Annotated in this window: 27 protein-coding genes; 17 read left to right on the forward strand and 10 right to left on the reverse strand. The window is 61.1% G+C overall.

Annotated features, from left to right (window positions below; genetic code table 11):
- Positions 1-7: 7 nt before the first annotated feature.
- From JGZ97_RS12990 to JGZ97_RS13005, 4 genes are read right to left on the reverse strand one after another with little or no spacing between them, the layout of a single operon-like run.
- Positions 8-727: a hypothetical protein gene (locus JGZ97_RS12990; RefSeq protein ID WP_207063069.1), complete on the reverse strand. Its 720-nt coding sequence runs from the start codon at positions 725-727 to the stop codon at positions 8-10.
- A 13-nt stretch (positions 728-740) separates the two neighbouring features.
- A complete protein-coding gene (gene mtnP / locus JGZ97_RS12995; RefSeq protein ID WP_207063070.1) occupies positions 741-1589 on the reverse strand; it encodes an S-methyl-5'-thioadenosine phosphorylase in 849 nt (282 codons plus the stop codon).
- A 43-nt stretch (positions 1590-1632) separates the two neighbouring features.
- Positions 1633-2544, reverse strand: coding sequence for a radical SAM protein (locus JGZ97_RS13000; RefSeq protein WP_207063071.1), 912 nt, complete (start codon positions 2542-2544; stop codon positions 1633-1635).
- A 49-nt stretch (positions 2545-2593) separates the two neighbouring features.
- Positions 2594-3286 (reverse strand): DUF2064 domain-containing protein, encoded by a 693-nt coding sequence (locus tag JGZ97_RS13005; protein ID WP_207063072.1) that lies wholly within the window; start codon positions 3284-3286, stop codon positions 2594-2596.
- Between the two features lie 240 nt (positions 3287-3526).
- Between JGZ97_RS13005 and JGZ97_RS13010 the strand changes: the two genes are divergently transcribed.
- The 5 genes from JGZ97_RS13010 to pta all read left to right on the forward strand — a co-directional run bounded on the left by JGZ97_RS13010 (position 3527) and on the right by pta (position 8832).
- The gene (locus JGZ97_RS13010) at positions 3527-4489 is read left to right on the forward strand and encodes a methylenetetrahydrofolate reductase (protein WP_207063073.1); all 963 of its coding nucleotides are present in this window, start codon (positions 3527-3529) and stop codon (positions 4487-4489) included.
- Positions 4490-4671: 182 nt separating this feature from the next.
- Entirely contained in the window at positions 4672-5376 is a 705-nt protein-coding gene (locus JGZ97_RS13015) for a VWA domain-containing protein (protein ID WP_207063074.1), read from the forward strand.
- Positions 5373-6116, forward strand: coding sequence for a DnaJ domain-containing protein (locus JGZ97_RS13020; protein ID WP_207063075.1), 744 nt, complete (start codon positions 5373-5375; stop codon positions 6114-6116). Before JGZ97_RS13015 ends, JGZ97_RS13020 begins: the two co-directional genes overlap by 4 nt.
- Before the next feature lie 53 nt (positions 6117-6169).
- Positions 6170-6478 (forward strand): MTH1187 family thiamine-binding protein, encoded by a 309-nt coding sequence (locus JGZ97_RS13025; RefSeq protein WP_207063076.1) that lies wholly within the window; start codon positions 6170-6172, stop codon positions 6476-6478.
- A gap of 215 nt (positions 6479-6693) precedes the next feature.
- Positions 6694-8832, forward strand: coding sequence for a phosphate acetyltransferase (pta, locus tag JGZ97_RS13030; RefSeq protein WP_370584063.1), 2139 nt, complete (start codon positions 6694-6696; stop codon positions 8830-8832).
- Positions 8833-8879: 47 nt separating this feature from the next.
- Here pta and JGZ97_RS13035 read toward each other — a convergent pair whose 3' ends face one another.
- Positions 8880-9068: a CPXCG motif-containing cysteine-rich protein gene (locus JGZ97_RS13035; protein WP_207063077.1), complete on the reverse strand. Its 189-nt coding sequence runs from the start codon at positions 9066-9068 to the stop codon at positions 8880-8882.
- Between the two features lie 101 nt (positions 9069-9169).
- Between JGZ97_RS13035 and JGZ97_RS13040 the strand changes: the two genes are divergently transcribed.
- From JGZ97_RS13040 to JGZ97_RS13060, 5 genes are all read left to right on the forward strand, one after another.
- On the forward strand, positions 9170-9709 hold the full coding sequence (locus tag JGZ97_RS13040) for a TIGR02281 family clan AA aspartic protease (RefSeq protein ID WP_207063078.1): 540 nt from the start codon (positions 9170-9172) through the stop codon (positions 9707-9709).
- 106 nt (positions 9710-9815) lie between these two features.
- The gene (locus tag JGZ97_RS13045) at positions 9816-10019 is read left to right on the forward strand and encodes a hypothetical protein (RefSeq protein ID WP_207063079.1); all 204 of its coding nucleotides are present in this window, start codon (positions 9816-9818) and stop codon (positions 10017-10019) included.
- Between the two features lie 262 nt (positions 10020-10281).
- On the forward strand, positions 10282-10563 hold the full coding sequence (locus tag JGZ97_RS13050) for a hypothetical protein (RefSeq protein ID WP_207063080.1): 282 nt from the start codon (positions 10282-10284) through the stop codon (positions 10561-10563).
- A gap of 715 nt (positions 10564-11278) precedes the next feature.
- Positions 11279-11503 carry an acetyltransferase gene (locus JGZ97_RS13055; protein ID WP_207063081.1) on the forward strand — a complete coding sequence of 75 codons (225 nt, stop codon included), beginning with the start codon at positions 11279-11281 and terminating at the stop codon, positions 11501-11503.
- Positions 11455-12333 (forward strand): fructosamine kinase family protein, encoded by an 879-nt coding sequence (locus JGZ97_RS13060; RefSeq protein WP_207063082.1) that lies wholly within the window; start codon positions 11455-11457, stop codon positions 12331-12333. The genes JGZ97_RS13055 and JGZ97_RS13060 overlap by 49 nt, the downstream gene beginning before the upstream one ends.
- On the opposite strand, the gene gor is transcribed toward JGZ97_RS13060, so the two are convergent.
- Positions 12324-13709, reverse strand: a complete 1386-nt coding sequence (gene gor, locus JGZ97_RS13065) for a glutathione-disulfide reductase (protein ID WP_207063083.1) — start codon at positions 13707-13709, stop codon at positions 12324-12326. The two genes, JGZ97_RS13060 and gor, sit on opposite strands and share 10 nt — an antisense overlap.
- Before the next feature lie 172 nt (positions 13710-13881).
- On the opposite strand from gor, the gene xthA reads away from it, so the two are divergent.
- On the forward strand, positions 13882-14697 hold the full coding sequence (gene xthA / locus JGZ97_RS13070; protein ID WP_207063084.1) for an exodeoxyribonuclease III: 816 nt from the start codon (positions 13882-13884) through the stop codon (positions 14695-14697).
- A 28-nt stretch (positions 14698-14725) separates the two neighbouring features.
- Here xthA and JGZ97_RS13075 read toward each other — a convergent pair whose 3' ends face one another.
- A complete protein-coding gene (locus tag JGZ97_RS13075; protein ID WP_207063085.1) occupies positions 14726-15673 on the reverse strand; it encodes a universal stress protein in 948 nt (315 codons plus the stop codon).
- 287 nt (positions 15674-15960) lie between these two features.
- On the opposite strand from JGZ97_RS13075, the gene JGZ97_RS13080 reads away from it, so the two are divergent.
- Positions 15961-16245 (forward strand): metalloregulator ArsR/SmtB family transcription factor, encoded by a 285-nt coding sequence (locus JGZ97_RS13080; RefSeq protein ID WP_207063169.1) that lies wholly within the window; start codon positions 15961-15963, stop codon positions 16243-16245.
- 30 nt (positions 16246-16275) lie between these two features.
- Here JGZ97_RS13080 and JGZ97_RS13085 read toward each other — a convergent pair whose 3' ends face one another.
- The 3 genes from JGZ97_RS13085 to JGZ97_RS13095 all read right to left on the reverse strand — a co-directional run bounded on the left by JGZ97_RS13085 (position 16276) and on the right by JGZ97_RS13095 (position 21918).
- Entirely contained in the window at positions 16276-19014 is a 2739-nt protein-coding gene (locus JGZ97_RS13085) for a bifunctional acetate--CoA ligase family protein/GNAT family N-acetyltransferase (protein ID WP_207063086.1), read from the reverse strand.
- A 182-nt stretch (positions 19015-19196) separates the two neighbouring features.
- Positions 19197-21098: a molecular chaperone HtpG gene (gene htpG / locus JGZ97_RS13090; protein ID WP_207063087.1), complete on the reverse strand. Its 1902-nt coding sequence runs from the start codon at positions 21096-21098 to the stop codon at positions 19197-19199.
- A 91-nt stretch (positions 21099-21189) separates the two neighbouring features.
- Entirely contained in the window at positions 21190-21918 is a 729-nt protein-coding gene (locus JGZ97_RS13095) for a DUF599 domain-containing protein (RefSeq protein WP_207063088.1), read from the reverse strand.
- A gap of 252 nt (positions 21919-22170) precedes the next feature.
- Here JGZ97_RS13095 and JGZ97_RS13100 point away from each other — a divergent pair, with 252 nt between their 5' ends.
- The 5 genes from JGZ97_RS13100 (at position 22171) to trmJ (ending at position 26630) form a co-directional block, all read left to right on the forward strand.
- Positions 22171-22803: a pseudouridine synthase gene (locus tag JGZ97_RS13100; RefSeq protein ID WP_207063089.1), complete on the forward strand. Its 633-nt coding sequence runs from the start codon at positions 22171-22173 to the stop codon at positions 22801-22803.
- A gap of 45 nt (positions 22804-22848) precedes the next feature.
- Positions 22849-23517, forward strand: coding sequence for a high frequency lysogenization protein HflD (gene hflD, locus JGZ97_RS13105; RefSeq protein ID WP_207063090.1), 669 nt, complete (start codon positions 22849-22851; stop codon positions 23515-23517).
- A gap of 98 nt (positions 23518-23615) precedes the next feature.
- Positions 23616-24983 carry an adenylosuccinate lyase gene (gene purB, locus JGZ97_RS13110; protein WP_207063091.1) on the forward strand — a complete coding sequence of 456 codons (1368 nt, stop codon included), beginning with the start codon at positions 23616-23618 and terminating at the stop codon, positions 24981-24983.
- An 8-nt stretch (positions 24984-24991) separates the two neighbouring features.
- Complete coding sequence (locus JGZ97_RS13115) at positions 24992-25858, forward strand: alpha/beta fold hydrolase (protein WP_207063092.1); 867 nt, start codon at positions 24992-24994, stop codon at positions 25856-25858.
- Positions 25859-25913: 55 nt separating this feature from the next.
- On the forward strand, positions 25914-26630 hold the full coding sequence (gene trmJ, locus JGZ97_RS13120; protein WP_207063093.1) for a tRNA (cytosine(32)/uridine(32)-2'-O)-methyltransferase TrmJ: 717 nt from the start codon (positions 25914-25916) through the stop codon (positions 26628-26630).
- Positions 26631-26833 lie beyond the last annotated feature (203 nt).

Consider the following 26833-nt stretch of genomic DNA (forward strand, 5'->3'; position numbering starts at 1 on the left):
GCGGATGTCAGCGCCCCAGCAGGAGTAACCAGAGCTGCGGCAGGGCTTGGCGCAACCAGAGCCACTGGTAACGCCAGGTCAGGCGCCCCCAGCCAACCTGGCGGTATTTGCGGGCGCTGGTGAGCAACGGGGCCGGACACAGACGCGGGGACAGGCCGGACCGTCGCGCGCGCCAGAGAAGCAGGTGGTCTTCCCCGTAAAGGGCTTGCTCGCAATACCCTCCCAGTTCCCAGAAGCGCTGACGTTCAAGGCAAAAACCCTGATCGCCAAAGGGAATTCCCAGCAGGTTGGCCCGTAAGGCCACTCCCCACTCGTTGAAGCGCATGGCGCCCGGGCCGTCATTCATAAACCGGAGCCGGCAAAATAGCAGCGCCCGGGAGTGAAGCCTCAGCGCTTGCTGCAGGGCAGTCACCAGCTCCGGCCCGAAGCCCGAGTCGACGTGTAAAAACCAGAGATAATGCCCACGCGCCAGCTTGGCGCCGGCATTCATCTGTCGCCCTCGGCCGGCAGTTGTTTCATGCCAGACAAAGGGACGGGCCAGAACCTTCGAGTCGTGTTGCTGAGGACCAAAACGTGAACGATTCTCGGGGCACCCCACCAACACCACCTCCCAGCTTGGAGGCAGCAACAGCAGGTCACCCGACAAGCGGCCGAGGCCGGTCTCGGCGGGCCCCAGAGGGATGATGACAGATACAGACGGGGACGCGGCACTCGTTTGCGTCGGCAAGGAAACCGCCACCTCAGCGCCGGAGCAGGTTCAGCAGCGCCTGTTGCGCCTCGTTCAGACTCTCCCGGGGCGTGAGCACGGCGCTGTCCAGGCTGTGGCGACAGGTACAATCCTGAGCGCCATCCCACCTCTCGGCCAGGGCTTTGACCACTCCCTTGGCCCTTTCCAGGCTGGCGCCATAACGGGCGATCACCTGTTCCACGCTGACATGCTGGGCCGGATCGTCCATCCAGCAGTCGTAATCGGTGGTAATGGACAGGGTCGCGTAACAGAGCTGCGCCTCGCGGGCCAGAAATACCTCCGGAACATTGGTCATGCCCACCAGGTCACAGTTGGCGGCGTCGCGCAGAAACAGGCTTTCCGCCCGGGTTCCCAGCCGCGGGCCGTCTACACAGGCGTATGTCTTGCCCTGGTGAATCGGCCGCTCGAGCCCCTCACCGGCTTCGGCCAGGGCGCGACTCAACTGCCGGCATGTGGGTTCGGCCGTCGACACGTGGGCCACCAGTCCCTCCCCAAAGAAGGTTTTATGACGCGGCCCCTTGATGAAGTCAAAGTACTGCGCAGGCACCGCCAGGTCCCCCGGCGCGATCTCCCGCCTCAGGCTGCCCACGGCGGAAAGGCCAAGCACCCGGGTAGCGCCGGCTTTTTTCAGCGCCCAGATGTTGGCCCGGTAGTTGATCTCCGAGGGCAGCAACCGGTGCCCCGCGCCATGGCGGGGCAAAAAGAGCAAGGGCGTGTCCCCAAGCCGTCCTTCTACCACCGGCGCGGAGGGCGCCCCAAACGGGGTTTCAAGGTGCCGTTCCCGGATCACGGTGAGGCCCTCCAACTGGTAAATTCCGGTCCCGCCGATAATTGCTAGCACACAAGTCTCCTTCGTAGTTCCGTGGTATTCCGGGGGTGGGGATTTAGGCTTCGCTGCAGGACGCACCGTAGGCGAAACAGCTGTAGCAGCGGTGGTGTTTCATGCTGATGCGCTGCTCCATGGCCTGGCGCAGCGTGCCGCCCAGATCATAGTCTTCATCGTCGTCCACCAGGGTGCAGGCATAGACCCGCATCTGCCCCTGGCGCTTGACCACCATCTTGCTGTAAGCGCACATGAACTGGCGACGCCCCTCTTCGTCCTGGTAGGTGGTCATACAGTGACGGGTGACCTGGGGCACCTGCGGGTGGCTGCCGGGCGTTGCGAAATCCGGAAATGCCACGAGGTGAAGATCTTCCGGCAGCCCCCGGGCTGCGAGCAAGCGGCGGTAGTCGCTCTCCACCGCGACGCTGTCCTCCCCATCGGCCATATGCCGTGCCACAGAGACCCGAAACCCCGCCTCGTGCAGCATCGCCATTCCTTTGAGCGCCGCCTCAAAGGTGCCCTCTCCGCGCCCGTCATCGTGGGTAACCTCATCGGGAGCATCCAGACTGACCCGAAAATGGATGGGATGAAGAGAGTGGCGCAGCGACAGGAGCTGCTCGAAGCGCCGCTGCAGGGGGGCGGTGCCGTTGGTCAGCACCAGACAGGGACGAAAACGGGACGCATACTCAAGAATCTTAATCAATTGCTTGGCCAGGAAGGGCTCGCCACCGGTAAAGGAGAACTGCTCGACGCCCAACTCCAGGGCCTCGTCGATAAACGGCGTCACATCTTCAAAGCGGACCAATTCCAGGCGTTTGTCGCCGGGGGACGAGCCCTCGAGACAGAAGTCGCAGGCCAGGTTGCAGGCGGTGCCGGTGTGGAACCAGAGTTCGCGCAGGGCATGGGGATCAATATACCCCCGGGGTTCGCCATCTGCGGTTTGAAACCAGCTTTGCGTTCGAATACGTTGCATCAGTTTCTCTCTTGAAACCTATCTGTTGAAACCTATCTGTTGCAACAACTCAGGCGGATCGCACCCGCGGGCGCGGCAGGACATCTAGCAGTGCCAACAAACGCTGGCGGGCGGCACGGGGGTCCCCGGACAGGTCTTCCCGCAACCGGGGTAGATCCTCGACCAGATCCACATCGTAGCCCGGGGCGGTGTACGTCACCTTAAGCCCCCCCTGTAGGCAGCACGCATGCAGGGCTTCACCCAAAGTAGCCGTACTCCATGGAAGCGCCTCCAGCTCAGGCCAGGGCTCACGACTGGCCATCAGCACCACCCCGCCGTCCGCCGCCGCCGAAAGCACCACCGGCGACCGGGCGAGCTCCCGACGAACGGCACTGTAATGCCCCGAGTCCAGCCCGGGAGCATCGGTTCCGATATAGACCAAGCGCTGGTGGCCCAACGCACGCAACTGGCTGTCAAGGCGGTTAATCCGCGCACCGAGGTTGCCCTCGCCCTGGGGGAGCACACAGGCGCCGACCGGCAGGTTCGCGGCCCAATCCCGGTCCTCGGTACGCGCCGGGGAAATAACCACGGGGCCTGGCCACTGTGCCGCGTCTTCCAGCGCACAATTCAACAGAGCCTGCGCCAGCCGCCGGGTAAGCTCTGCGCCGAGGGCCGGCGCCAGCCGCTGCTTGCCTTCGGTCAGCGTCGGCCGTTTACACAGGATTACCAGGGTTGGCTCGGGGACCGACGAACATCGGGTCATTAGGGCTTCACCTCATCGAACATCGCACGCTGAATTAGACGCACGGGTTCCACGTCTGTTACAGGAGCTTTAAAAGGTCATTGCGGACCTATATTTACTTACTTTTACGTACCTATCAATTTCGTTCAATTGAACGTGAGAATATTTCCCTTATAACGAATTCAACGCGAACAAAGCCCCAGTTATACTGTTTCGCGATCAAACCAGCTTCACCACTTTACGTCCGCCGGGAGTTATCTAATGGCCGAGTCGCTGCACAGTAAACTGAACGATCCCAGCCGTGGGGTCTACTTTTTGGGCACGACACCGCCCAAGGCACGCACCGACGACCAGCAAATGGCCGAGATTGCAGACAAGCTGTTAGCCCGCCTGACGCAGCTCGAGTACGACGGCCTTATCGTCTATGACATTCAGGACGAGAGCAGCCGAGTTGATACGCCCCGTCCCTTCCCTTTCATCGGCACCCGGGACCCGCGCGCCTACGCTGCCTTGCTGCAGGAAAAAAGCGGGCGTGAAACCATCACCTACAAGAGCGTATCCCAGCGTGACCGGGCAAGTTTCGAGCAGTGGCTGGCCGAAGCCTGGGACAAGTACGGGGTACGCAACCTGGTCTTGGTCGGCAGCCCGTCGCAAACCGCGGACATTCAGCTCTCCCTGTCCGATGCCTACCAAGCCACTGCCGAGATCGACCTGGCCTTCAATCTGGGCGGTGTCACTATCGCCGAGCGACACGCAAAGAAAGGCAACGAACATCAGCGCCTGCTGGAGAAGACGGCCAAGGGGTGTCAGTACTTCATCTCCCAGGCGGTTTACGACGCTCCCGCTACCATCGATCTGCTGCACGAGTATGGCGCCCAGTGCCGCGCTGAGAACCGCCGGCCCAACCGGGTGATCCTCACCTTCACGCCCTGCGGCAGCGCCAAGACCCTGGCATTCATGGAGTGGCTGGGAATCTCCGTGTCCAAGGCGACGGCGGCACAGATACTGAACGCTCCCAACCCGCTCAGCGAGTCGGTCCGCATCTGCCGGCGCAACCTGGACCTGATTCTGGACGCCTGCCTGCCCTACCAGATTCCGATCGGACTGAATATCGAGAGCCTGACCAACCGCAAGGAGGAGATCGAAGCCTCCATCCGCCTGTTCAAGCTGCTCAAGGCGCGACTCGAAGAGCGCCTGGTGCTGCAGGAACTCGATCAGTCCTGATCCTTGGCTCTTAAGGGTCAATGCCAGCCCGCGCCCTAGCGGCGACCCGGCCCAAGGCAAAGGACCGGGAACACCCACGGGGCAGGCAGCCTCCAACAAACAGAGGGGGATACCCGCTGCGTTGACTTTCATCTCAGCCTGCCCCCATTCTATGGATCAAGTCCTGAGAACCCGAGGTGGCGATGCCGAAGAATCAGCCTCCCAGCCCCGCCAATCAAATCGACCAGTTCCTGCAGCAGGTTAAAAACACCCCGCCTGTTCCCAAAGGCTGCGGCCGCGGGCGACTGATTTTCGCCATGGACGCGACCGCCAGCCGCCAGCCCACCTGGGATCGGGCTTGTCAGCTGCAGGGAGACATGTTTACCCGCACGCGTGGGCTGGGCACCCTGGATGTGCAGCTCTGCTTCTACCGGGGCTATGACGAATTCCGAGTAAGCCGCTGGCACCGAGAGGCCAGCGGACTGCTTCGCGCCATGTCAGCGGTGCAGTGCCTGGGGGGGCACACCCAGATTGGGCGGGTGCTGCGCCACGTACGCCGTGAACACCAGAAGGAGGCGGTAAACGCACTGGTGTTTATCGGCGACTGCCTGGAGGAACCTATCGACGCGCTGTGCCAGCTGGCCGGTGAACTGGGGCTGCTGGGGGTGCCGCTGTTTCTATTTCAGGAGGGTGACGACAGCACCGCGGAACAGGGCTTTAAGCAGATGGCTCGGCTCAGCCGGGGCGCTCACTGTCGTTTTGACAGCAGCAGTCCGGCGCAGCTCGCTGCCCTGCTTAACGCCGTTGCCACCTACGCCACGGGGGGGCTCGCGGCGCTTAGCGCGATTCGAGGCGAAGCGCCGCTGATCGCCCAGGTGCGCCAACAACTGGAGGCGCCCAAATCGTGAACCTGGTGCTGATCGCCCTGGCCGTAGGATTACTGTATCTCGGGATACGCGAGTTTATCCGGCGAGCGCCCCGCTACGGGGTCCCCTTCCTGTGGCGGCTACTGGTTATCCTCCTGGTGGGCGCCGTGCTGTGGCTGGCGCTGACGGGGCGTTTGCACTGGCTGGCTGCCGCCGGCGCCGCACTCTTCCCGTTTGCCCGCCGCTTGCTGCCCTACCTGCTCTCTCTGCTGCGGTTTCTGCCTTTTCTGCAACAACAGCGCCGACGCCGGCAGGCCAGTCAACGCCAAACAGGGCAGCAGTCGACGGTGCAAACCCAGTGGCTGAGCATGACCCTGGACCACGACAGCGGCGATATCGAGGGCCTCATCACCGGCGGGCCCTATGCAGAAAAACGCCTCGGCGAACTTTCGATCGATCAGCTCAAGGACCTTTATTCCCTGTGCCAGACGCAAGACCCCCAGGCCATTCGCCTGCTGGATGCCTATATTCAGCGTCATTGCGCACAAGAATGGCAAGATCGCGAAGAGAGTCGGGAGGGTGCAGACGAAGCCCCTGCCGCAGGGGCCATGAGTCTCAGCGAGGCCTGGGCCATATTGGGACTGGAGCCCGGGGCGTCCCGGGACGAGGTACTGAGTGCCTACAAGCGGATGATTCTGAAGGTTCACCCTGACCGCGGCGGCAGCAACTACCTCGCCGCACGGATCAACGAGGCAAAAGCCCTGCTGCTCAAACAGCTATAAACCCTAAGATCAAGCGAGCGTTTGAAAACAACAACTTGAAAAAGGAATTTACAATGAACGTGATGATAGACATCTGTGTGGTCCCCCTAGGCGTGGGCGTTTCCGTTTCCGAATACGTCGCGGCCTGCCAGACGGTGTTTCAGGAAGCCGGACTCAAGCACCAGATGCACGCTTACGGTACCAACGTGGAGGGAGAGTGGGACGAGGTTTTCGCAGCGGTAAAGCAGTGCCATGCGGTGGTCCACGCAATGGGTGCCCCTCGGGTCACCACCTCGGTGCGTATCGGCACCCGCACCGACCGCCACCAGTCTATGGCTGACAAGGTGCAGAGCGTCGAACAGCGGCTGCAAAGAACCAGTTGAGTTCCCCTTCGCCCTCCCCCGCAGGAGCCTGCACCATTGTTTCAGGCTCCACTGAAACAATGGTGCAGGTGCGAAAAGCAGGGTAAAATACGGACCACCCGCAAATAACAACAGCCATCAGCGGCCGCTCTTCTTCCCGTGTTACAACGCGGGGACTTCAACGGCGCCCGCTATTCTTTTTGCCCATTCGGGCCAGCAACAACGAGAGAGCCCCCGTGACCCATACGCTTATGGTCGTCCCCACCGGTATTGGTACCGGCCTGACCACCACCGTTCTCGGCCTTTTCCACGCTTTGGAGTGCCGAGGCGTCCAGGTGCATTTTTTCAAGCCCATTGCCCAAACCGACGGCCACGAGGAAGCGGACCGCTCCATCGCCATGCTACAGCCTGCGTGCAAACACCCCATTGCCGACCCCATCGATATTCGCGAAGCCGAGAAGCTGCTCAGCAAGGATCAGGGCGACGAATTGCTGGAGGAAGTGGTTGGACGTTTTGACCGCCATGTCGAGGACAGCGACGAGGTGGTCATTATCGAGGGCATGGTGCCCACCCGCAGCCAACCCTACGCCACACGTATTAACAAAGAGATCGCCCGCGCCCTGGATTGCGAAGTGGTGCTGGTGGCTGCCCCCGGCACGGACAGCCTCGACGCGCTGGAAGATCATATCGACATCACCGCCAGAGCCTACGGAGGCATCCATGACCCGCAGGTTGTGGGCTGCATTCTCAACAAGCTGAGCGCACCGGTGGACAGGGATGGGCGGGTGCGACCCAACGATATCGAAGACGCGACGGTGGCCTTCAGCCTCACCGAGGAGCAGGTGCGGGCCCAGGCCACCCTCTTTCAGGACGACTTCCGCTTGCTAGGCTGCATCCCCTGGCGTGAACGGATGATCGCCCCTCGAGTAAGCGATGTCGCCGAGTACCTCGGCGCCGAGCTGATCAACCGGGGGGACCTCAGCGAACGACGGGTCAAGCGCATCACCATCTGTGCCCACACCGTGGCTAATGTCATTCCCGATCTGCAGGCCGGGACCCTGGTGCTCACCCCCGGCGACCGGGAGGATATCATCCTCGCGACCTGCCTGGCCGCGCTTAACGGCATCGACCTGGCGGGCTTGGTCCTGACCGGTGGTTACCGCCCCTCCGCGGCGGTGATGAGCCTGTGTCAGGACGCCATGGCCGGCGGCCTGCCGGTACTGATGATCGATTCGGACGCCTGGCAAACCGCACTGCACATTTCCCGTTTCAATCGCGAGGTCCCCGTCGACGACCTGGACCGGATCGAGCGCATCAAGGGCATTACCGCCTCTTTTATCGATGTCAGCTGGCTGGTGGAGCAAGCCAGCCAAAAGCAAGAGCGACGCCTTTCGCCCCCGGCGTTTCGCTACCAGTTGGTGGAACGGGCCCGCCGCGCCGGCAAGACTATCGTTCTGCCCGAAGGCAACGAGCCTCGCACCATCAAGGCGGCAGCCATCTGCGCCAACCGCGGCATTGCCCGCTGCGCCCTGCTGGGTAACGAAGATGAAATCCGACGTCTGGCCGAAGGCCAGGGAGTGCGTCTGGGCGACGGCGTGGAGATTTTCGATCCCGAGCGGATCCGCAGCCATTACGTGGAGCGCATGGTGGAGCTGCGCAAGCACAAGGGAATCACCCCTGAGATCGCCGCCGAGCAACTCGAAGACAACGTGGTGCTGGGCACGCTGATGCTGGAAATGGGCCATGTGGACGGGCTGGTCAGCGGTGCGGTCCACACAACCGCGAACACCATCCGCCCCCCGCTGCAGCTGATAAAAACCGCACCGGGCTGCAACCTGGTCTCCTCGGTCTTTTTCATGTGCCTGCCCGACCAGGTGCTGGTCTACGGTGACTGCGCCATCAACCCCGATCCCAACGCTGAGGAGCTGGCGGATATTGCCATTCAGAGCGCCGATTCGGCCCAGGCCTTCGGAATTCCGCCACGGGTCGCGATGATCAGTTACAGCACCGGCGGCTCCGGGCAGGGCGCCGATGTGGAGAAAGTGCGCACCGCCACCCGCTTGGCCCGGGAAAAACGCCCCGACCTGCTGATCGACGGTCCCCTGCAGTACGATGCCGCCATCATGGAGAGCGTGGCCCGCAGCAAGGCGCCGGACAGTGCCGTGGCAGGCCGTGCCACCGTGTTCGTGTTCCCGGATCTCAATACCGGCAACACCACCTACAAGGCGGTACAGCGCAGCGCTGACGTCATCAGCATCGGCCCCATGCTCCAGGGCATGCGCAAGCCGGTGAACGACCTCTCCCGCGGCGCGCTGGTGGAGGATATCGTATTCACCGTGGCCCTAACCGCGATTCAGGCAGCCAGCCAGCCGTAACGGCAACCTCGGACAAGCGGCCGTCGCCCCTCTTTCGGGGCGGCGGGCTACTCCCGGTCGGTTTTCAGCTCCAGCAACTCCACGTCACCCTCGGCCGTGCACACCAGGTGCACCAGCATCGGCTGACAGCAGCGGGGGCAGTCCTCGTAATAATCCTGTTCTTCAACGCCACACTCCACCCGCAGGTCCACCTTGGAGCCGCAATAAGGGCAGTTCCTTTCCACCTCTTCCAACATGTTCGCAACCTCCTTTGACCGCTCTGGTAAGCTGAGTCTAGATAACGCGCCTGCAGGTGTGATTGAAACCAGGGACAAACAGCCAAGGAGCACACAGGACAATGAACGCCCCCACCGGAAAGCGTCTGGGCCAGGGCATGTGGGTGGCCTTCTGGGCCCTGCTGCTGGCGTTACTGGCGTTGATGTTCGGGCGCTGGGAAGAAGCTCGTTACAACCCCAACAGCGAACTTAGCGTTCGCGAGGGTCCGGGAGGAAGCGCCCTGCTGTTACAGCCCAACCATCAAGGCCATTACCTGTTTGACGGGCACATTGACGAGACGCCGGCCACCTTTCTGATTGACACGGGGGCAAGCGACGTCGTGATTCCCAAGACCATCGCCGACCGAGCCGGACTGAAAGGCCAAGGGCGTTTTTCCGCCAGAACCGCCAATGGCACCATCAGCGTTTCCCGCACCCGGATCGAGCGCCTGCGACTGGGGCCGCTCACCTTGCACGACGTACGCGCGACCATCAATCCCCACATGACCGGAGAGGTGCTGCTGGGCATGAGTGCGTTGAAGCGACTCGAACTCAGCCACAGCGCCGACGGACTGGTTCTGAGACGACCCGGCGGCAGCGACCAAAAGCCCTCTCCTCTTTAACCACAAATTACGCAGGTGTATAATATTTGAGCAGGGCGCGAGCCCCAAACCTCGGGCAAGGGAAGCTCGGACGAATAACAATTTCAACTCGACAAGGAGGGTGGCAATGAACCTTGAACATTTAAGCAGCAAATTGCGCTTGGATATCGACCATCTGGCGTACCAGGCCCGAACCCAACACCTCTCTCAGGCGCAGTATCGTCAGCGCTTCGATTCCCTCGCCCGGGGTTATTGCAGCCTCGTTGGCGAAGACGACCTGCCCAAGGTCCAGCAACTGGTCCAACGCTACGAGCAACGCCTTTCCCTGTAACCCCATGGGCTGGAGCCGGTAGCAGCAAGGCTGCCGGCTTAACGCTCCGCGGCGCGTTCGAGACGAGGTTTCGACCTGACAAAGCGCGTGAATAAAAATTAATAATTATTTGTTTTTATGTTTATTTTCCAAAACCAACCCTCCTTGCGATATGCAGTCTATTTTCTCCATCCAGCAGCCTAACTGAAAAAACTTCAAGCCCAGCGGCCTCTCTGACTTCTATCATATGCAGGAGATCCCCAACTAGCGAGGCGAGCAAAACATGCTGACGTATGAAGACTGTTTGGACATGTGTGATCTGACTCAGGAAGAGATCGATGCGGTTGCCGAGCACGAGCACATGGATCGCATTCAGGCACTTGCCACCGCCGAATACCTGATCCATACCGATGGCGGTGAGCGCTCCATTCGCAAGATGATTATCGACGATATTCGCGCAGCCCGGGCTCACGGCGACGAAGCACACGAGCAAACCCTTAAACAGGTGTTAGTCCACTTCATACAGACCCACCCGCGGCACCACTCGGCCAGCCGCCAACACTGAGTTTTCACACAATGCCCAGAAGCCCCAGCCGTTTCGGCCGGGGCTTTTGCTGCCCCTCGCCTGCCCGATTTTTAGCCATCGCGACAAAGGCCGCTCAATAATGGGGATAAAGCGGGAAGCGGTAGTACAGCTGCCCCCCCTGAATAGCCCCTTGGGGAGATTTGGATCGAAAAATACCCAGAACCCGGGTAATGGCGCCCGCCCACCCCATAAGGGTAATGCCGGTGGTGACCACGGCCGTAGCTGAAGTGGGAGCCGTGCAGATGGTGAGAGCGGTGCCGTTGGTGGGAAGGGCCTTCCCAGCCATGATGCCGGTGCCTCAGGTGCTTGCCACGATAGCCCCTGTCGTGGGCCTCCCCCCTCTCTTCTCGTCGATCGATGCGCCGAACACCGTAAGCCTCGAGCTCACCGTGATTGTTTCGAAGATAACCGGGGGCACGGTGGCCTAGCGGCTTACCCCACGTGCTGTCTGGATAGCGATCTGCCTGGGCCACCGGGGAGGCTGATAGTGCCAGCGCAATGAAAGTAGCACCTAGGGCATGGATGCGGTTCATAAGATTCCTCCGGCCGCGAGGCGGCTTCAAGGCGCCTCTCTCCGCTTTGAGAAGCATGCCTATCAGCCTAGCTGTCTGCGCCTGAACCCAGCCTGAACCTCGCCGCGCCGATTTTATTCCATACTTGATGCATCAGGCACAAGGCAGCAGGAGATGCATGTATGTTTCTTAAAGAGTCCCGTTCCGGTCACTTGGTGCAGGTACTGAACCTGACGGAGCTGATCAACCCTTTTGAGGCCCGCACCCAGGTCCAGTTTCAACAGGGCGAGGATTTGCCCGATCCTGAATATATTCGTAAGGACACGCTGGTATTTCCCTCCGGCGAAACCCTCCCGAGGTGCTGGCTGGACAGCCACTACCGGGACAGCGAAATATCCCGCCCCTGAGGCCAACGGGCGCGCCAAAGAACCTGGAAGGTTCCGGACTCGGAACGCTGACGCCAACCGCTCCGCTCGGGCCTGGAATCTGGCTGGTCCAAGACGAAGCGGGCAATGAGTACGTACTCAAGCAGGGTGCCGTCGCCGAGGATGTGTTTCCGGCTGAAGCCGCGGGTCTCAGGGCGCTGGCGGAAACCGGCACCGTCTCAGCGGCGCACGTGCTCTGGGCTTCCAGCGACACCCTGGTGCAGCCCTACTACCCCACGCAGGCACCGACCCCTGCCTACTGGGCGCGCTTCGGTCGGCAACTGGCCGCGTTACACCTCAGACCGGCTCCCGGTTTCGGCTTTGAGCAGGACACCTATTGCGGCGCCAGCCCTCAGCCTAACCCCCGTTACCGTGACGGCCACCGTTTTTTTGCCGAGCAGCGGCTGTTGTTCCAGGGGCGTAGAGCCCATGACCGGGGGTTGCTAAACAGCCGGGAAATGAGCTCGTTGGAAAAGCTGGCCGCCGATTTGGAGAACAGAATCCCAACGCAGCCTCCCAGCCTGATCCACGGGGACCTCTGGGCGGGCAACCACCTGTGCTATCGCGACCGACCTGTGCTGATCGACCCCGCGGCCCACTGGGGCTGGGCGGAGGTGGAACTGGCCATGACCCGGCTTTTCGGTGGTTTTCCCCAGCGTTTCTATGACGCCTACATCGAACTCAACCCGCTACAACCGGCCTGGCAGGAGCGGCTGGCGCTATACAACCTCTATCACCTGTTAAACCACCTCAACCTCTTTGGCGGCAGTTACCACGCCCAGGTCACCGCTGTCCTGCAGCATTATTGTTGAGCAGATTCCCCCGCGGGGTAGCTTCTGGTCGGGGTGCGCATGGTGACAAACTCCTCGGCAGCGGTGGGATGAATGCCGATGGTACTGTCGAACACCGCCTTGGTAGCGCCCGCCTTCAAGGCCACAGCGATCCCCTGGATGATTTCACCGGCATGCTCGCCCACCATATGAACCCCGACCACCCGGTCGCTTTCGGGCTCGACCAGCATCTTCATCAGGGTACGCTCCTCACTCCCGCTCAGGGTGTGTTTCATCGCCCGGAAATCGGCCGTGTAGACGTCCAGCTTGGAATAGCGCTCGCACGCCTGCTCCTCGGTAAGCCCAACGGTGCCGATATTGGGTTGACTGAAAACCGCGGTGGGCACCAGTTCATAGGACGTCCTGCGCTGGTTCTCGCCATACAGGTGATCGACCAGCACCATTCCTTCCGCGAGGGCCATAGGCGTCAGTTGCAGGCGGTCGATCACATCCCCAATGGCGTAGATGGACGGCACCGTGCTCTGGTAGTGCTCGTTGACCTGTACCGCGCCCTTGGCATCGAGCGCCACCCCGACCTCCTCCAACCCCAGCCCCCGGGTGTTGGGCGCCCGGCCGGTGGCGTAGAGCACGGCATCCGCAACCTGGGTGCTGCCGTCGTCAAGGCGCGCGAGGATCAAGCCGTCAGCCTGCTTCTCCAATGCGTTGACATTCCGGTTGAAACGCAGGTCGACGCCCTTTTTAACCATCTCATCGGCGACAAAGCGACGCACCTGCTCATCGAATCCGCGCAGGAAAAGCTCGCCCCGGTAGAGCTGGGTTGTACTGACTCCCAGGCCGTGGAAGATCCCGGCGAATTCGACCGCGATATAGCCGCCGCCGACGATTAGCATCCGCTCGGGCAGCGTCTCCAGATCAAAGATCTCGTTCGAGGTCAGGGCCAGCTCGCTACCGGGGAAGTCCGGAACCACCGGCCAACCACCGGTCGCGATCAGTATCCGCTCGCAGCGATAACGTCTCTCCCCTACTGCCACCTCCTGGGGACCGGTGACGCGCCCCCTGCCGTCCAGCACCTCGACCCCGGTTCCTTCCAGAAGCCGCTGATAGATGCCGTTCAGCCGGCTAATTTCTGCTTTTTTGTTGTCTCGCAGCGTCGGCCAGTCGAAGGGAACCGGCGCTGATTGCCAGCCGAAACCCCGGGCCTGTTGAAAGTGCTCGGCATACTCCGAGGCGTACACGTAGAGTTTTTTGGGAACGCAGCCCACGTTGACGCAAGTGCCGCCCATATACCGGTCTTCGACCACGGCCACCCGCACGCCTTTTGCGGCCGCCATTCGCGCCGCCCGCACTCCGCCGGACCCTGCACCGATTACCATCAGATCGTAATCAAAACTGCTCACGCTTTTTCTCCTTGGCTGTGCTTGCAATCCGCTACTCTAAACCCTCACCCGGGCTGCCTCCAATAGGAATGAAACACCGGGGCCATAGCCAACTGCAATCGCAAACCGGGTTTTCTTCCTTCGAGGATTGATATAAGTTAGCCGCCCACCCTGAATCCGTCCCGGTCCTGCTATGAAAGTTATCTCCTTCAATACCAACGGCATTCGTGCCCGCCTTCATCAGCTCGAGCAGCTGATTGCCCGTCACGACCCCGATATTATCGGGATTCAGGAAACCAAGGTGGATGATCCCGAGTTTCCGGTGGAGGCCATTCAGGCCATGGGTTACCAGGTCGACTACCACGGCCAGAAAGGCCACTACGGGGTCTGCTTAATCTCCAAGCAGCCGGCGCTGGAGGTCCAAAAGGGTTTCCCCGACGATGATGAGCTCGCCCAGCGACGTTTGATCCTGGGCCGCTACGCCACTGCGCAAGGCTCCACACTCACCGTGATCAATGGCTACTTCCCCCAGGGCGAGAACGTTGCCCACGCCACCAAGTTTCCGGCCAAGCGGAAGTTTTACGCAGACCTTCAAAACTACCTGGAGCGTCACTGCGAGCCGCAGCAGCCGCTGCTGGTCATCGGTGATATGAACATTTCCCCCCAGGATTGCGATATCGGGATTGGCGAAGACAACCGCAAACGCTGGCTGCGAAGCGGCAAAACCAGCTTCCAACCCGAAGAACGGGAGTGGCTTGAGCGGCTCCAGAGCTGGGGGCTCGCAGACAGCTTCCGACACTGTCACCCGACCCTTGATGATCGCTTTAGCTGGTTTGATTATCGCAGCCGCGGTTTCGACCGTGACCCTAAGCGCGGCCTGCGAATCGATTTAATCCTGGCTACCGCCCCCCTGATGGCCCGCCTGCAGGACAGCGGAATCGACTACGATATCCGCGCCATGGAAAGGCCCTCCGACCACGCGCCGGTGTGGGCCTCCTTCGACCTTTAAGCGTCGAATCAATTCTTCACCGTGAGTTTCAGGGGGCCGCTTCAGGCCCCTGAAACCCGGGAGGCTTCACCACCAGCAGGTCGCATTCCAGCCGATTGAGCGTATCCTCGGCGGTGCTCCCCATAAACAGGCGATCCAGGCCGCTGCGGTCCACCGATCCCATCACCACCAGGTCCCCATTCTGCTGGTTGACACAATCGGGGAGCACGCTGGCGGTCTCCCCCTGAACCACGTGAACCGGCGTCTGCGCCTCCAGCCCGCTATCGGCCACCAGCCGCGCCATCGCCTCCTCGTGCTGCACGCGCAGTTTTTCCTTGAACCCTTCGTAGTCCAACACCAGAGTGTCGTCGAACACCACCGATGCGGGAAGCGGCTGAAAGGCGTGTATGAGGTGCAAATGGCCGCCGATGGCCGCGGTAAATGTCCGCGCCTGCTCAACGATGGCCCGGTCGAGTGATTCGGGCTTGTCATGATCGTGCAGGGGATCCACCGCTGCCATCACCTGAGGCGAGCGCCCCCAATCACGGTTTTTTACCAGCAGCAGCGGCACCGGGCAGTGGCGAATTAACTGCCCCTCCAGGTGGCCGAACAGGGCCCGTTCCAACAGCGGGTGGTAACGACAGCTTTTGACCACCATATCCGGCGCGTAACGAGCGATTTTTTGCAGAATGCCATGCTCCAGGTCGCGTTCCCAGTGCACGTCTCCGGTCGCCTCCACGCCCTCGGGCAGGCAGTCGCTGATCAAGCTCTCGATTCGTTTTTCCTGGCCATGGAGGAACCCTTGCTCTGCATGCTGCCGCGCCTCGGGGTCAAAGAGGTACGTCGCCGCCAGGGCACGGTTGAAGCAACAAACAAAGAGCTCCAGTACCGCACCGACTCGGCACGCCAGCTGCCCCGCTTTCGTCACCAGACGCTCCGCGCTATCAGCGCTTTCGTTCGCTTCGATGACCACCAGAATCTTTCCGATCTCCGCCATTGCCGCACTCCTCTCTCCCTGCGCTAACCATAGCAATCCCGAGCAGCTGGTGCCCGACATCGGCAATACGCTTAAAAACAATGTGTGCTTAGCGGGGGAAATTATGCCCAAATGGAACTAGGATTTTATTAATCTCTGCTTATTGATATAGATCACTCGAATAAGCCTATTCCTTACTGGCGATTTCGCCGATACTGCTTGTTTGGTAAATTGGGAAGTTTAATTTGGGTGAGAGGAGAAAAACCGTGGCCGTAGCTGCTCAAGCTCAACCACTTGCGATTGACCAGATGCGGGAAAATGCATCCCAGGCGGCGCAACTGCTCAAGGCGTTGGCCAATGAAAACCGTTTGCTCATCCTCTGCCACCTGGACGGCAAGGAGCTGTCGGTAACGGAACTCAACCAGCACCTGGATCTCAGCCAGTCGGCCCTGTCCCAGCATTTGGCGGTCCTGCGTCGAGACGGGCTGGTCAAGACCCGCCGCGAATCCCAGACGATTTTCTACTCGCTGGCCGGGGATAGCGCCAGCCGGGTCATTAACACCCTGCACCAGATGTACTGCCCGGAAATGTAAGCCCCCGGGCAGCACCGCACCGTCAACACATCAGTGCTGCAGGCGATGGAACTGCCAGTCTTCGGTAGGGTCGTTGAGCATCATCTTCATTTCAACAACCTCTTCCTCGGCGTTGAAGCTGTTTTCAAAGCCCAGTTTCTTGGCGAGCGTCTGCATGCCCAGGTTGCTGGGCAGTGTTGATCCCATGAGCTGCAAGGTACCCCGCTGGCGGCAGTAGTCGATCATTTTCTGCATCAACATCACCCCCAACCCCTCGCCCTGCAGGTCATCACGCACCACCACCGCAAACTCCGCCTGCACGTTGTCCGGGTCCGTACTGGTACGCGCCACCCCCAGGGTTTCGAACCCCTCGCCGTCCTCCCGGCGGGTGGTGGCGATAAACGCCATCTCCCGGTCATAATCGATCTGGGTCCAGTTGGCCAGTTCGATATGGGTCGGCTCACCGCGGCTGTAAAAGTACCGCAGGCGAATCGACTCCGGGCTCAGCTTCTTGAAAAACTCAAGGTGATTGGGTTCATCCTCGCCCTTGATCGGCCGCAAGATCACCTCCCGACCGCTGCGTTTGAGGTAACGGGTTTCACTTAGGTTTTCCGGGTACGGCGAAATCGACGTGGCAACGGGCGCATCGATCGCCGCGGCCACGTCGACCGCCAGCAGCCCCCGCTTGTTGATCAGCAGAGGATTGATATCCACCGCGCGGATTTCCGGCAGGTCCACCACCATCTGCGACAGATGCACCAGGAGCTCGCACAGGTTCGCGATATCCTCCTTAAACCGGTAGCTGTTCTCCTTGAGGAAGCGGTGGATCCGCGACTGCTTGATCAGCCGCCGGGCAAGGCTCTCATTCAACGGCGGCAGCATAACCTGGCGGTCCGCCTGCACATCCACCGAGTAACCGCCGGCACCAAAGAAAATCAGAGGACCGAAAATAGGATCACGGGTCACTCCCACGCTGATTTGCAGTGACTGGAAGCCCCGCTTCATCTGCTGCACACAATACCCCCTGAGCTCCTCTTCAGGGTGGCGTTCACTAACCCGGTACGCGAGTTTGGTGACGGCCTCTTTTACCTCTTTGATGGAGTAAAGATCCAGGGCCAGGTCCCGCCAGCGCTGTCCGCCCCCCTGGTCGTAGCTGAAGGGCTTTCGGTTCTCCCTGTGCAGGGCCTTGACCGCCACTGAGCCGCCCAGGTGTTTGGCGATCTCCACCACCCCGTCGATATCGGTGGCGTAATGAGAGTTGGCGACGGGAATGTCATAGCACTCCAAAAGCTGACAGGCCTCCTCGTGGCGCAGGTAATCACGCCCCCGGGACACGGCGTTGTTCACCAGCTCCCGTGCCACCATCCGGCTGCGGCGGTTTTTCTGCAGATTGAGGGCGATCGGGGTCTGGCGCATCGCCTCCTGGTTACGCCGGTAATCCACCATGTGCATGAAAGCTTCCACCGCCTTTTCGGGGGTGATGTAGGTGGCCACATGAGCCTCGTTGCAGCGGTTGCGAGCACCGATCGCCGTACTGCGCCCCATCCAGCTGGTCAGCACGTTACGGCGCGTTTTCTTGGCCACTTCGATCACGGCATCTGCGGTTTCCGAACTGGGAGCCAGCCGGGTTGGCGCATGAATCACCAGTACCGCATCCACATCCGGATCCTTGCTGAGGATCTCCACCGCCTGGGCAAAAAGGGCCGGCGTGGCATCGGCATTAAGATCCACGGGGTTGCGCCGGTCCCAGAACTCGGGCAACAGTTCGGCCAGCTTATTGACGGTATCTTCGTGCAGGCGGGAGAGCTTACCCTGATGGCGGAACAGGCACTCAGCCGCCAGGGAATTGGGGCCCATGCCGTTCCCCACGATAGCCAGTCGCTCGCCCCGCAACGGTTTCATCGTGGTCAGGGTTTCGAGGGCGTCGAAGAGTTCGTCCGTGGTCTCTACCCGCACCACCCCCACCCGGCGCAGGACGGCGTCATAGACCTGGTCGGCATCATTAATGCCTTGGGGCAGCAGCGCCTTTTTGTCTTCGAGGTGAAAGGTAATACTGTTCTTCAGCACCAGTACCAGTTTATTGCGGGCCGCGGCCCGAATCGCCGAGATGAAATGGCGCGAATGGCTGATAGTGTCCACCTGCACCAGGATCGCCTGGGTATAAGGATCGGTGGCCAAGTAGTCGACCACGCTGGGCAGGTCGACATCCACGCTGCCGCCCAGGGTCAGGAAGTTGGAAAAACCAATGCCCTGCCCATTGGCCCAGTCGATCATCGCGGTACCGAGAATCCCCGACTGGCCGATATAGGCCACCTTCCCTTTCTGGATATTGAGGTGGGAATAGCTGGCATTCATGTTCTGCCCCGGCACAAGCAGCCCCATGCAGTCAGGCCCCAGAATCCGGATGCCGTAGGGCTTAGCCGCCTCGTGAATGGCATCTTTGAGCGGCTGGAGGCTGTCGTTCTGGCTACGGGAGAGGCCCCCAGTCAGCACCATCGCCGCCCGTACCAGGCTGGCCCCGAGCTTACGGATGATGTCCGGCACCGCCTGGGGTGGTGAACAGATAATGGCCAAATCCGGCATGCTGGGCAGCTCACTGACGCCGCTGTAGCAGGGAACCCCGAAAACCTCCTGGTAGCCGGCCTTGTTAACTGCCATCAGGTGACCTTCGTAGCCGCTTTCGATCAGATTCTGCAAGACCACACCGCCCATGCTGTTGGGCTTTTCCGATGCGCCGAAAACGGCTATGGACCGGGGTTTGAAAAACCGTTTCAGATAGCTGGTGCTCAAGGTGGCGCTCCTTAACTGGGTGCGGGGATGAATCTAACCCCTTATTAAATTGACCAGAACAAAAACAGACCGAATGCATGCTGCGGTGCAGGATAAGCTTGGCCCATCATACATTGCCCGAGAGCCAGCACAAAAAAAGGGGTGATCGATGATCACCCCTTTCGCCGTTCTATTCACCCAGTTTAGCGGCTCAGATCCAGCAGCAGCTGGTTGAGGCGGCGCACGTAGGCGCCCGGATCCTCGAGACTGCTGCCCTCGGCCAGCTTAGCCTGGTCAAACAGGACCAGGGTCAGCTCCTTGAAACGATCTTCAATCGTTTCGCTGTCCAACTTCTTTACCAGCGGATGCTCGGGGTTGATCTCGAAAGTCGGTTTGGTTTCGGGCACGGCCTGCCCTGCGGCTTCCATGATCTGGCGCATCTGCGCCCCCATTTCGTGCTCACCCACCACCAGACAGGCCGGCGAATCCACGAGGCGATGCGTGACGCGAACCTCGTTAACCTGGTCGCCCAGCGCTTCCTTGACCCGTTTGACCAGATCATCGAACGCCTTCGCGGTCTCTTCGTGCTGCTTCTTCTCTGCCTCGTCTTCCACCTTGCCAAGGTCCAGGTCGCCCTTGGCGACATCCTTGAACGACTTGCCGTCATATTCGTGGAGATTGCTCATCAGCCACTCGTCTACACGGTCGGAGAGCAGCAACACCTCGATCCCCTTCTTGCGGAAGATCTCCAGGTGGGGGCTGTTCTTGGCCGTGGTGTGACTGTCGGCCACCACGTAATAGATGGCGTCCTGACCGTCCTTCATACGTTCAATGTAGGCGTCCAACGACTCGCTCTGCTCGCTGCTGTCGCTGTGGGTGCTGGCAAAGCGCAGCAACTTGGCGATTTTCTCGCGGTTGGCAAAGTCTTCCGCCGGGCCTTCCTTGAGCACCTGGCCGAACTCCTTCCAGAACGCACCGTAGGCCTCGGGGTCCTTCTTGGCGAGTTTGCCGAGCATGTCCAGCACCCGTTTGGTCAGGGCGCCGCGCATGGAGTCGATAGCAGGGTCCTTCTGCAGGATTTCCCGGGAGACATTCAGAGAAAGATCGTTGGAGTCCACCACCCCCTTGATAAAGCGCAGGTAAAGAGGCAGGAACTGCTCGGCCTCGTCCATGATGAAAACCCGCTGCACATACAGTTTCAGGCCGCGGACTCCGTCCCGGTTCCACAGGTCAAAGGGAGCCTTGCTGGGAACGTAGAGCAGGCTGGTGTACTCCAACTTGCCCTCGACCTTGTTGTGGCTCCAGCTCAGTGGATCCTGGAAGTCGTGGGAAACGTGCTTGTAGAACTCTTTGTACTCCTCATCGCTCACCTCGCTGCGGGGGCGGGTCCAGAGCGCGGTCGCGTGGTTTACAGTCTCCCACTCGGGTTCGGACTTCTCCTTGTCTTCACCGTGATTCTCCTTGAGCATCTCGACCGGCAGGGAGATGTGATCGGAGTACTTGCGCACCAGGCTGCGCAGGCGCCAGCCGTCGGCGAACTCCTGTTCATCCTCTTTGAGGTGCAAAATGATGGTGGTGCCGCGCTGGGCTTTTTCCACGGTCCCGACGTTGAATTCACCTTCACCGGTGGACTCCCAGTGCACCCCCTCGGAGGCAGGCGCGCCGGCCTTGCGGGTCAGCACTTCCACCCGGTCGGCAACGATAAAGGACGAATAGAAGCCGACGCCGAACTGGCCGATAAGCTGGGAGTCTTTCTTCTCGTCCCCGGTCAGGCGGGAGAGGAATTCAGCCGTACCGGACTTGGCAATGGTGCCCAGGTGTTCGATCACCTCGTCACGGGTCATGCCGATGCCGTTGTCGCTGACTCGGATCTGCTTGTTCTCGGCATCATGCTCGATGCGGATCTTGAGGTCGCTGTCGCCGTCATAGAGGCTGTCGTCACTCAGTGCGGCAAAGCGCAGTTTGTCGGCGGCATCGGATGCATTCGACACCAGCTCGCGCAGGAAGATTTCCTTGTTGGAATAGAGCGAGTGGATCATCAAGTGCAGCAACTGCTTCACTTCTGTTTGAAAACCAAGCGTCTCTTTTTGTGTTTCAGTGGTCATATCAACTACCCAATCAGCGGTTCCATTGGTAAGGCTGCAAAGGTAGATGGGGGCAGCGGATCGGTTTTCAAGCCAGCCGTTTCAGCTTAATTCAGTTGACGTCCACGGTCGCGCCGTCGGCGACACTCTCTTTGAGGGTACGCAGGGTCGATGAGCGAAACTCACGGTGATAGAGCACGTACACCACGCCGGCGCAGAGCAGCATCATCACCCAGGCGTTGATGAACCAGCCCAGCAGCGCCAGGCTGAAGTAGCAGGCACGGAGTCCGAAATTAAAGTTATTGGCCGCCATGGAGATGATGCGGGCGCTGCGCTCGGTAAAGGCGTGGCGCTCCGACTCGGTGGGGTTTTCCTGGGGTGTGGGGGCACTGCCGATCAGCACCGAACAGAAGCCGTACTGGCGCAGACTCCAGGTGAACTTAAAGAAGGCGTAGACGAACAGCCCGATCAGCACCAACAGTTTCAGCTCCCACTCAAGCTTGGTGGGCGGGGAGACCAGGGGCAGGTCTGACACCACCGCGATCGCCTCTTCCGAGGCCCCCAGCACCGTCAGCAGCCCGGCCAGCACCAGCATGGTGCTAGAGGCGAAAAAAGCCACCCCACGTTCCAGGTTGGCAATCACCGAGGTGTCGGCGATACGGGTATCCCGGGACAGCATGCGCCGCATCCAGTCGGTTCGGTAGAGATGCAGCACGCTTGCCAGACAGGGCGTGGTGCGCGCTCGATAGGCCGCAAACCAGGCATAGCCGTTCAGGCACAACAGGAACCAAACCAGGGCCAGCAGGTTCAGCCCATCAAATCCCCCCTCCATCAACTCCATGCGTTCTCGTTCCCTTAACTGACAGTTCCGCAACGGACGTTTCCACACCCGGCGCCTCAACAAGCCCCTGGCCCAGACTCCGCCTTGACTCACACAGATCAAGCTTACCCCTCGAGCGCGCCACCCGTACAGCTGCTCGGGTCTGTTGCCCAATCAAGCCGCTTCGCAGCGAAGGAGTCGGGCTATGGTATGCTGTGGGCGCACCTAAGCCAGCTTCGCCATGACCCCCGACACGATTTCCGGCCTGATCCAATGCCTCAGCTTTACCTGTTCAATAAACCCTTTCGGGTCCTCACCCAGTTCACCGACGACCAGGGGCGCGCCACGCTCGCCGATTATATCGACACCCCCGGCATCTATCCTGCCGGGCGGCTTGATTTCGACTCCGAAGGCCTGTTGTTGCTCACCGACCACGGCGGGCTCCAGCAGCAGATTGCCGATCCGCGCTTCAAACTGGAAAAAACCTACTGGGTCCAGGTTGCCGGCGTGATTGACGACGCTGCTTTGGCACAGCTGCGCAAGGGCGTCGCGCTCAAGGACGGCCCGACACGGGCGGCCAAGGCGCAACGGATCGACGCCCCCGACCTCTGGCCCCGCCACCCGCCCATCCGCAAACGCCAAAATGAGCCCACCTCCTGGCTGGAGCTAAAAATCCGCGAAGGGCGTAACCGGCAGGTAAGGCGCATGACCGCGGCGGTAGGATTTCCCACCCTGCGCCTGGTGCGCATTGCGATCGGCAACTGGACGGTATTCGGATTGGCTCCGGGCGAAGGGCGCCTGGAATCCGTTCACCTGGCCCAGACTCCCAAGACTGGAAGGAACCGACAAGGAACGCCAAGCAACCGACGGCCGCCCCGGCGCGGGAAGGCAAGTCGTCGGGATTAGGTTATGATGTGAAGCTCAATCACCAAGGTTAGAGATTTGTAATTCATGTCACGCACGTTTGACGAGCAGGCGATCGCCCTGGCCGGCGTTTTCCAGGCCGCCTCCCTGGTAGACCAGGTTGCCCGTCGGGGGCTGATTCCACAGAACAGCTTTGAAGCCTCCATCAACAGCATCTTCGTCACCTCCCCCAAAGCCACGGAAGACGTCTTCGGCGGCCGCGAGGAACTCCCCTACAACTTGAGCCTGGGGCTCAAAAGCCTGCTGGAACTCGGCGACAAGCGCCAGAGCCAGGGCAAAGAGCTGACCCGCTATGCCCTGAGCATGCTCCACCTGGAGGCCCGGCTGAACAAAACGCCCCAGATGCTGGATAAGATCGGGCAACGGCTCGACCAGATCCAGCAGCAGTCGCGATTTTTCGACGACGCCCAGGCGCCCGATGAAGGCCCCGCGCGCTACACCCACCCCAAGGTGATCGCCAATATCGCCGGCCTCTACCAGGAGACCCTGAGCACCTTCAGCTTTCGAATCCAGGTGACCGGAGAGCCCCGCAACCTGCAGAACAACGACAACGCCGACAAAATCCGGGCCCTGCTGCTGGCCGGCATCCGTGCCGCCATTCTCTGGCGCCAGGTGGGCGGGCGCCGCTGGCACCTGCTGTTTTTCCGCAGCCGGGTCGCCAAGGCTGCGCAACGGATTCTCGACTGCCGGCGCTAAAACTTTCCCCCTAAGGGCGCCGCCGGCCTGCTCCCCCGCGGCGCTTTCGTGTATAATCTGCGCTCAATTTTTTCAGCCTTTTCAAAGTGAGAGTGTCCATGCAGCTTTCCGCCCTTACCGCCCTGTCTCCGGTCGACGGCCGCTACGGCAGCAAAACCGCCGCCCTGCGCCCGATTGTCAGTGAATATGGCCTGATTCGTTTTCGTGTCGAGGTAGAGATTCGCTGGCTGCAACAACTGGCCCGGCACCCCGGAATCAGCGAAGTGCCCGCGTTCAGCGCCGACGCCGATCACCTGCTGGACAACATCGTCGCCAACTTCTGCGAAGCCGATGCGGAACGGGTGAAAGCCATTGAGAGCACCACCAACCACGACGTTAAGGCGGTTGAGTACTTCATCAAGGAGAAATTCCAGGGCAACGCCGAGCTCGAGGCGGTCAGCGAGTTCGTCCACTTCGCCTGCACCTCTGAAGACATCAACAACCTCTCCCACGCCCTGATGCTGCGCACCAGCCGCGACCAGGTGGTTGTTCCGCAGATGGAACAGGTGGTTGAGGCCATCGCCGAGCTGGCCCGGACATTTGCCGATCAGCCCATGCTGTCGCGCACCCACGGACAGACCGCCTCCCCCACCACCCTGGGTAAGGAAATGGCCAACGTCGTAGCCCGTCTGCGCCGCCAGCTGAACCAAGTCAAAGAGGTGGAACTGCTGGGTAAGATCAACGGCGCCGTGGGTAACTACAACGCCCATCTCAGCGCCTACCCTGCGATCGACTGGCAGGCCAATGCCCAGGCCTTCGTCGAGAGCCTCGGACTGACCTGGAATCCTTACACCACCCAGATCGAGCCCCATGACTACATCGCCGAACTCTTCGACGCGGTAGCCCGCTTCAACACCATCCTGATCGATTTCGACCGGGACATCTGGGGCTACATCTCCCTGGGCTACTTTAAGCAGCGGACCATCGCCGGCGAGGTGGGTTCCTCCACCATGCCCCACAAGGTCAACCCCATCGATTTCGAGAATTCCGAGGGCAACCTGGGTATTGCCAACGCCATCATGGCGCACCTGGCGACCAAACTGCCGATCTCGCGCTGGCAGCGTGACCTCACCGACTCCACCGTGTTGCGCAACCTCGGGGTTGGCTTTGGCCAGAGCCTGATCGCCTATCAGGCCACCCTCAAGGGTATCAGCAAGCTGCAGGTCAACGCCGCGCGACTCGAGGAAGATCTCGACAACAGCTGGGAAGTGCTGGCCGAGCCCATTCAGACGATCATGCGCCGCTACGGCATTGCCGAGCCTTACGAGAAGCTCAAGGCGCTCACCCGTGGCAAAACCATTACCCGAGAGACACTGGACGCGTTCGTGGAAACCCTCGAATTGCCTGAAGAGGCGAAGGCCGCGATCCGCGACCTGACCCCGCAGAACTACATCGGCAACGCCGTGGATCAGGCCCGGGCCATCTGAGCGCATCCGTGGCCGCCCTGAAGATTCTGGACACCTCGGACCAAGCCCGGGTCAGCTACCGGGTCCTGGGCCAGGGGCCCACGCTCCTGTTTCTTCACGGGTGGTCCTCAGGGGCCGCGGAGTGGCTGCCCTATGCACAAGCATTGGCGGAACGGTTTCGCGTCATTTGCTGGACCGCCCGGGGCCACGACGCAACCCTCGGTAGCGACAGCGAGCAAATGAGCCTGGACCGCATGGCCCGGGACCTGCACGAACTGCTGTCCCTTGAAGCGCCGACAGGGGCCTTGGTCGTGGGGCACTCCATGGGAGCGCTCACCGCCTGGGCCTATATAGGCCGTTACGGCTGCGAGCGCCTCACCGGACTCTGCATTCTCGATCAAAGCCCCCGGCTGCTCACCGGTCCCGACTGGTCGCTGGGGGTTTACGGCGACTTCAGCCCGGCCCGCAACAAGGCGTTTATCCAGCGGCTGAGAACCCACTTTCCAGAAGCCGTCACCCGACTGATCTGCGCTCGCCTCGACGACCCCGCCCCGTTACCCAAAACCCGTTACCTGAAACGGCTGCAGGAGTATCTGGCCGGCCTGCCCAGCGAACTGCTAACCCAGTGTTGGGAGAGCCTGACCCAGGCGGACCTGCGCCCGATCCTGTCCCGCATCGCGGTGCCGACCCTACTGATCTACGGGGATCGCAGCCAGTTTTACGGACCGGCGGTGGCGCGCTGGGTACAGAGCCAGATTCCAGGCAGCCGCCTGATACGCTACCCCGAGGCCGACCACTCCCCCCATCTCGGGGCCTGTCGGGATGCCTTTTTGCAGGACCTCGGTGCGTTTTCCCAGCACTGCCACTCAAAGAACGACACCCGGGCACAGGGTTAAACCTGCCAACCCACCAACTCCAACTTAGCCACTGCTACCAGGACTCGCTTCGGTCATGCTCGCCAACATCCGCATCGTGCTCACCAACACCTTCCACCCCGGCAATATCGGCGCCGCCGCCCGCGCCCTCAAAACCATGGGGCTGAGCCAGCTTTACCTCGTCGCCCCCCGCTGCTATCCCGATCCGGAAGCGACCGCACGGGCCGCCGGAGCCACCGACATTCTGGAACAGGCCCGGGTCGTCAACACCCTGGAAGAGGCTATCGCCGACTGCCCCCTGGTGATCGGCACCAGCGCCCGCAGCCGCTCGTTGCCCTGGCCCATGCTGGACGCCCGCAGCTGCGGTGAGAAGGTGGTGCGCGAAGCGGCACAGGGGCCGGTCGCGGTTGTCTTCGGCCGTGAGCGGATGGGGCTGCACAATGATGAGCTGCGCCAGTGCCACTTTCACCTGGCCATCCCCGCCGATCCAGCCTACCCGGTGCTGAACGTCAGCGCAGCGGTACAGATCGTCTGTTACGAGATCTGGCAGGCCGCTCAGGGCGCGAACGTTCCCACGCCTGAGAACGAGGGTCCCTTTCCGCCCCAGGCGGAGATGGCCCATTTTTACCAGCACCTGGAACAGACCCTGCGGGAGATCGACTTTCTGGTGCCTCAACACCCGGGCAACACCCTGACCAAGCTACAGCGCCTGTTCAACCGCGCCCGCCCGGAGGTTAACGAGCTCAAGATGCTGCGCGGTATTCTCAGCGCCGTGCAACGCAGCCGCCGTTAACGCGCCGCTTGGCCCGCGCGTTGTGCCCCAAGCGACTAACTTGAGCGGCTACCCGTGGTCACGGCGTTTATAAAATTTTGTTATAAAAAGCCTCGTCCGCGCCCTTTGTAAAAAATGACAAATGTCGCCGCACAAGGGCCGCTTTCCGGACAAGCGTCCGCTAACTCCCACATCCAAGAGCACTTATTGTGCGGCGCAGTATT

Source organism: Motiliproteus sp. SC1-56, from assembly GCF_017309075.1.
Lineage (GTDB): Bacteria > Pseudomonadota > Gammaproteobacteria > Pseudomonadales > Balneatricaceae > Motiliproteus.

Bases quoted from the DNA above. Each gene is read 5' to 3' on its own strand.
- JGZ97_RS13000 (WP_207063071.1), bottom strand. From the start codon at position 2,544: ATGCAACGTATTCGAACGCAAAGCTGGTTTCAAACCGCAGATGGCGAA.
- JGZ97_RS13005 (WP_207063072.1), bottom strand. From the start codon at position 3,286: ATGACCCGATGTTCGTCGGTCCCCGAGCCAACCCTGGTAATCCTGTGT.
- JGZ97_RS13010 (WP_207063073.1), top strand. From the start codon at position 3,527: ATGGCCGAGTCGCTGCACAGTAAACTGAACGATCCCAGCCGTGGGGTC.
- JGZ97_RS13015 (WP_207063074.1), top strand. From the start codon at position 4,672: ATGCCGAAGAATCAGCCTCCCAGCCCCGCCAATCAAATCGACCAGTTC.
- JGZ97_RS13025 (WP_207063076.1), top strand. From the start codon at position 6,170: ATGAACGTGATGATAGACATCTGTGTGGTCCCCCTAGGCGTGGGCGTT.
- JGZ97_RS13035 (WP_207063077.1), bottom strand. From the start codon at position 9,068: ATGTTGGAAGAGGTGGAAAGGAACTGCCCTTATTGCGGCTCCAAGGTG.
- JGZ97_RS13040 (WP_207063078.1), top strand. From the start codon at position 9,170: ATGAACGCCCCCACCGGAAAGCGTCTGGGCCAGGGCATGTGGGTGGCC.
- JGZ97_RS13045 (WP_207063079.1), top strand. From the start codon at position 9,816: ATGAACCTTGAACATTTAAGCAGCAAATTGCGCTTGGATATCGACCAT.
- JGZ97_RS13050 (WP_207063080.1), top strand. From the start codon at position 10,282: ATGCTGACGTATGAAGACTGTTTGGACATGTGTGATCTGACTCAGGAA.
- JGZ97_RS13055 (WP_207063081.1), top strand. From the start codon at position 11,279: ATGTTTCTTAAAGAGTCCCGTTCCGGTCACTTGGTGCAGGTACTGAAC.
- xthA (WP_207063084.1), top strand. From the start codon at position 13,882: ATGAAAGTTATCTCCTTCAATACCAACGGCATTCGTGCCCGCCTTCAT.
- JGZ97_RS13075 (WP_207063085.1), bottom strand. From the start codon at position 15,673: ATGGCGGAGATCGGAAAGATTCTGGTGGTCATCGAAGCGAACGAAAGC.
- JGZ97_RS13080 (WP_207063169.1), top strand. From the start codon at position 15,961: ATGCGGGAAAATGCATCCCAGGCGGCGCAACTGCTCAAGGCGTTGGCC.
- htpG (WP_207063087.1), bottom strand. From the start codon at position 21,098: ATGACCACTGAAACACAAAAAGAGACGCTTGGTTTTCAAACAGAAGTG.
- JGZ97_RS13095 (WP_207063088.1), bottom strand. From the start codon at position 21,918: ATGGAGTTGATGGAGGGGGGATTTGATGGGCTGAACCTGCTGGCCCTG.
- JGZ97_RS13100 (WP_207063089.1), top strand. From the start codon at position 22,171: ATGCCTCAGCTTTACCTGTTCAATAAACCCTTTCGGGTCCTCACCCAG.
- hflD (WP_207063090.1), top strand. From the start codon at position 22,849: ATGTCACGCACGTTTGACGAGCAGGCGATCGCCCTGGCCGGCGTTTTC.
- purB (WP_207063091.1), top strand. From the start codon at position 23,616: ATGCAGCTTTCCGCCCTTACCGCCCTGTCTCCGGTCGACGGCCGCTAC.
- trmJ (WP_207063093.1), top strand. From the start codon at position 25,914: ATGCTCGCCAACATCCGCATCGTGCTCACCAACACCTTCCACCCCGGC.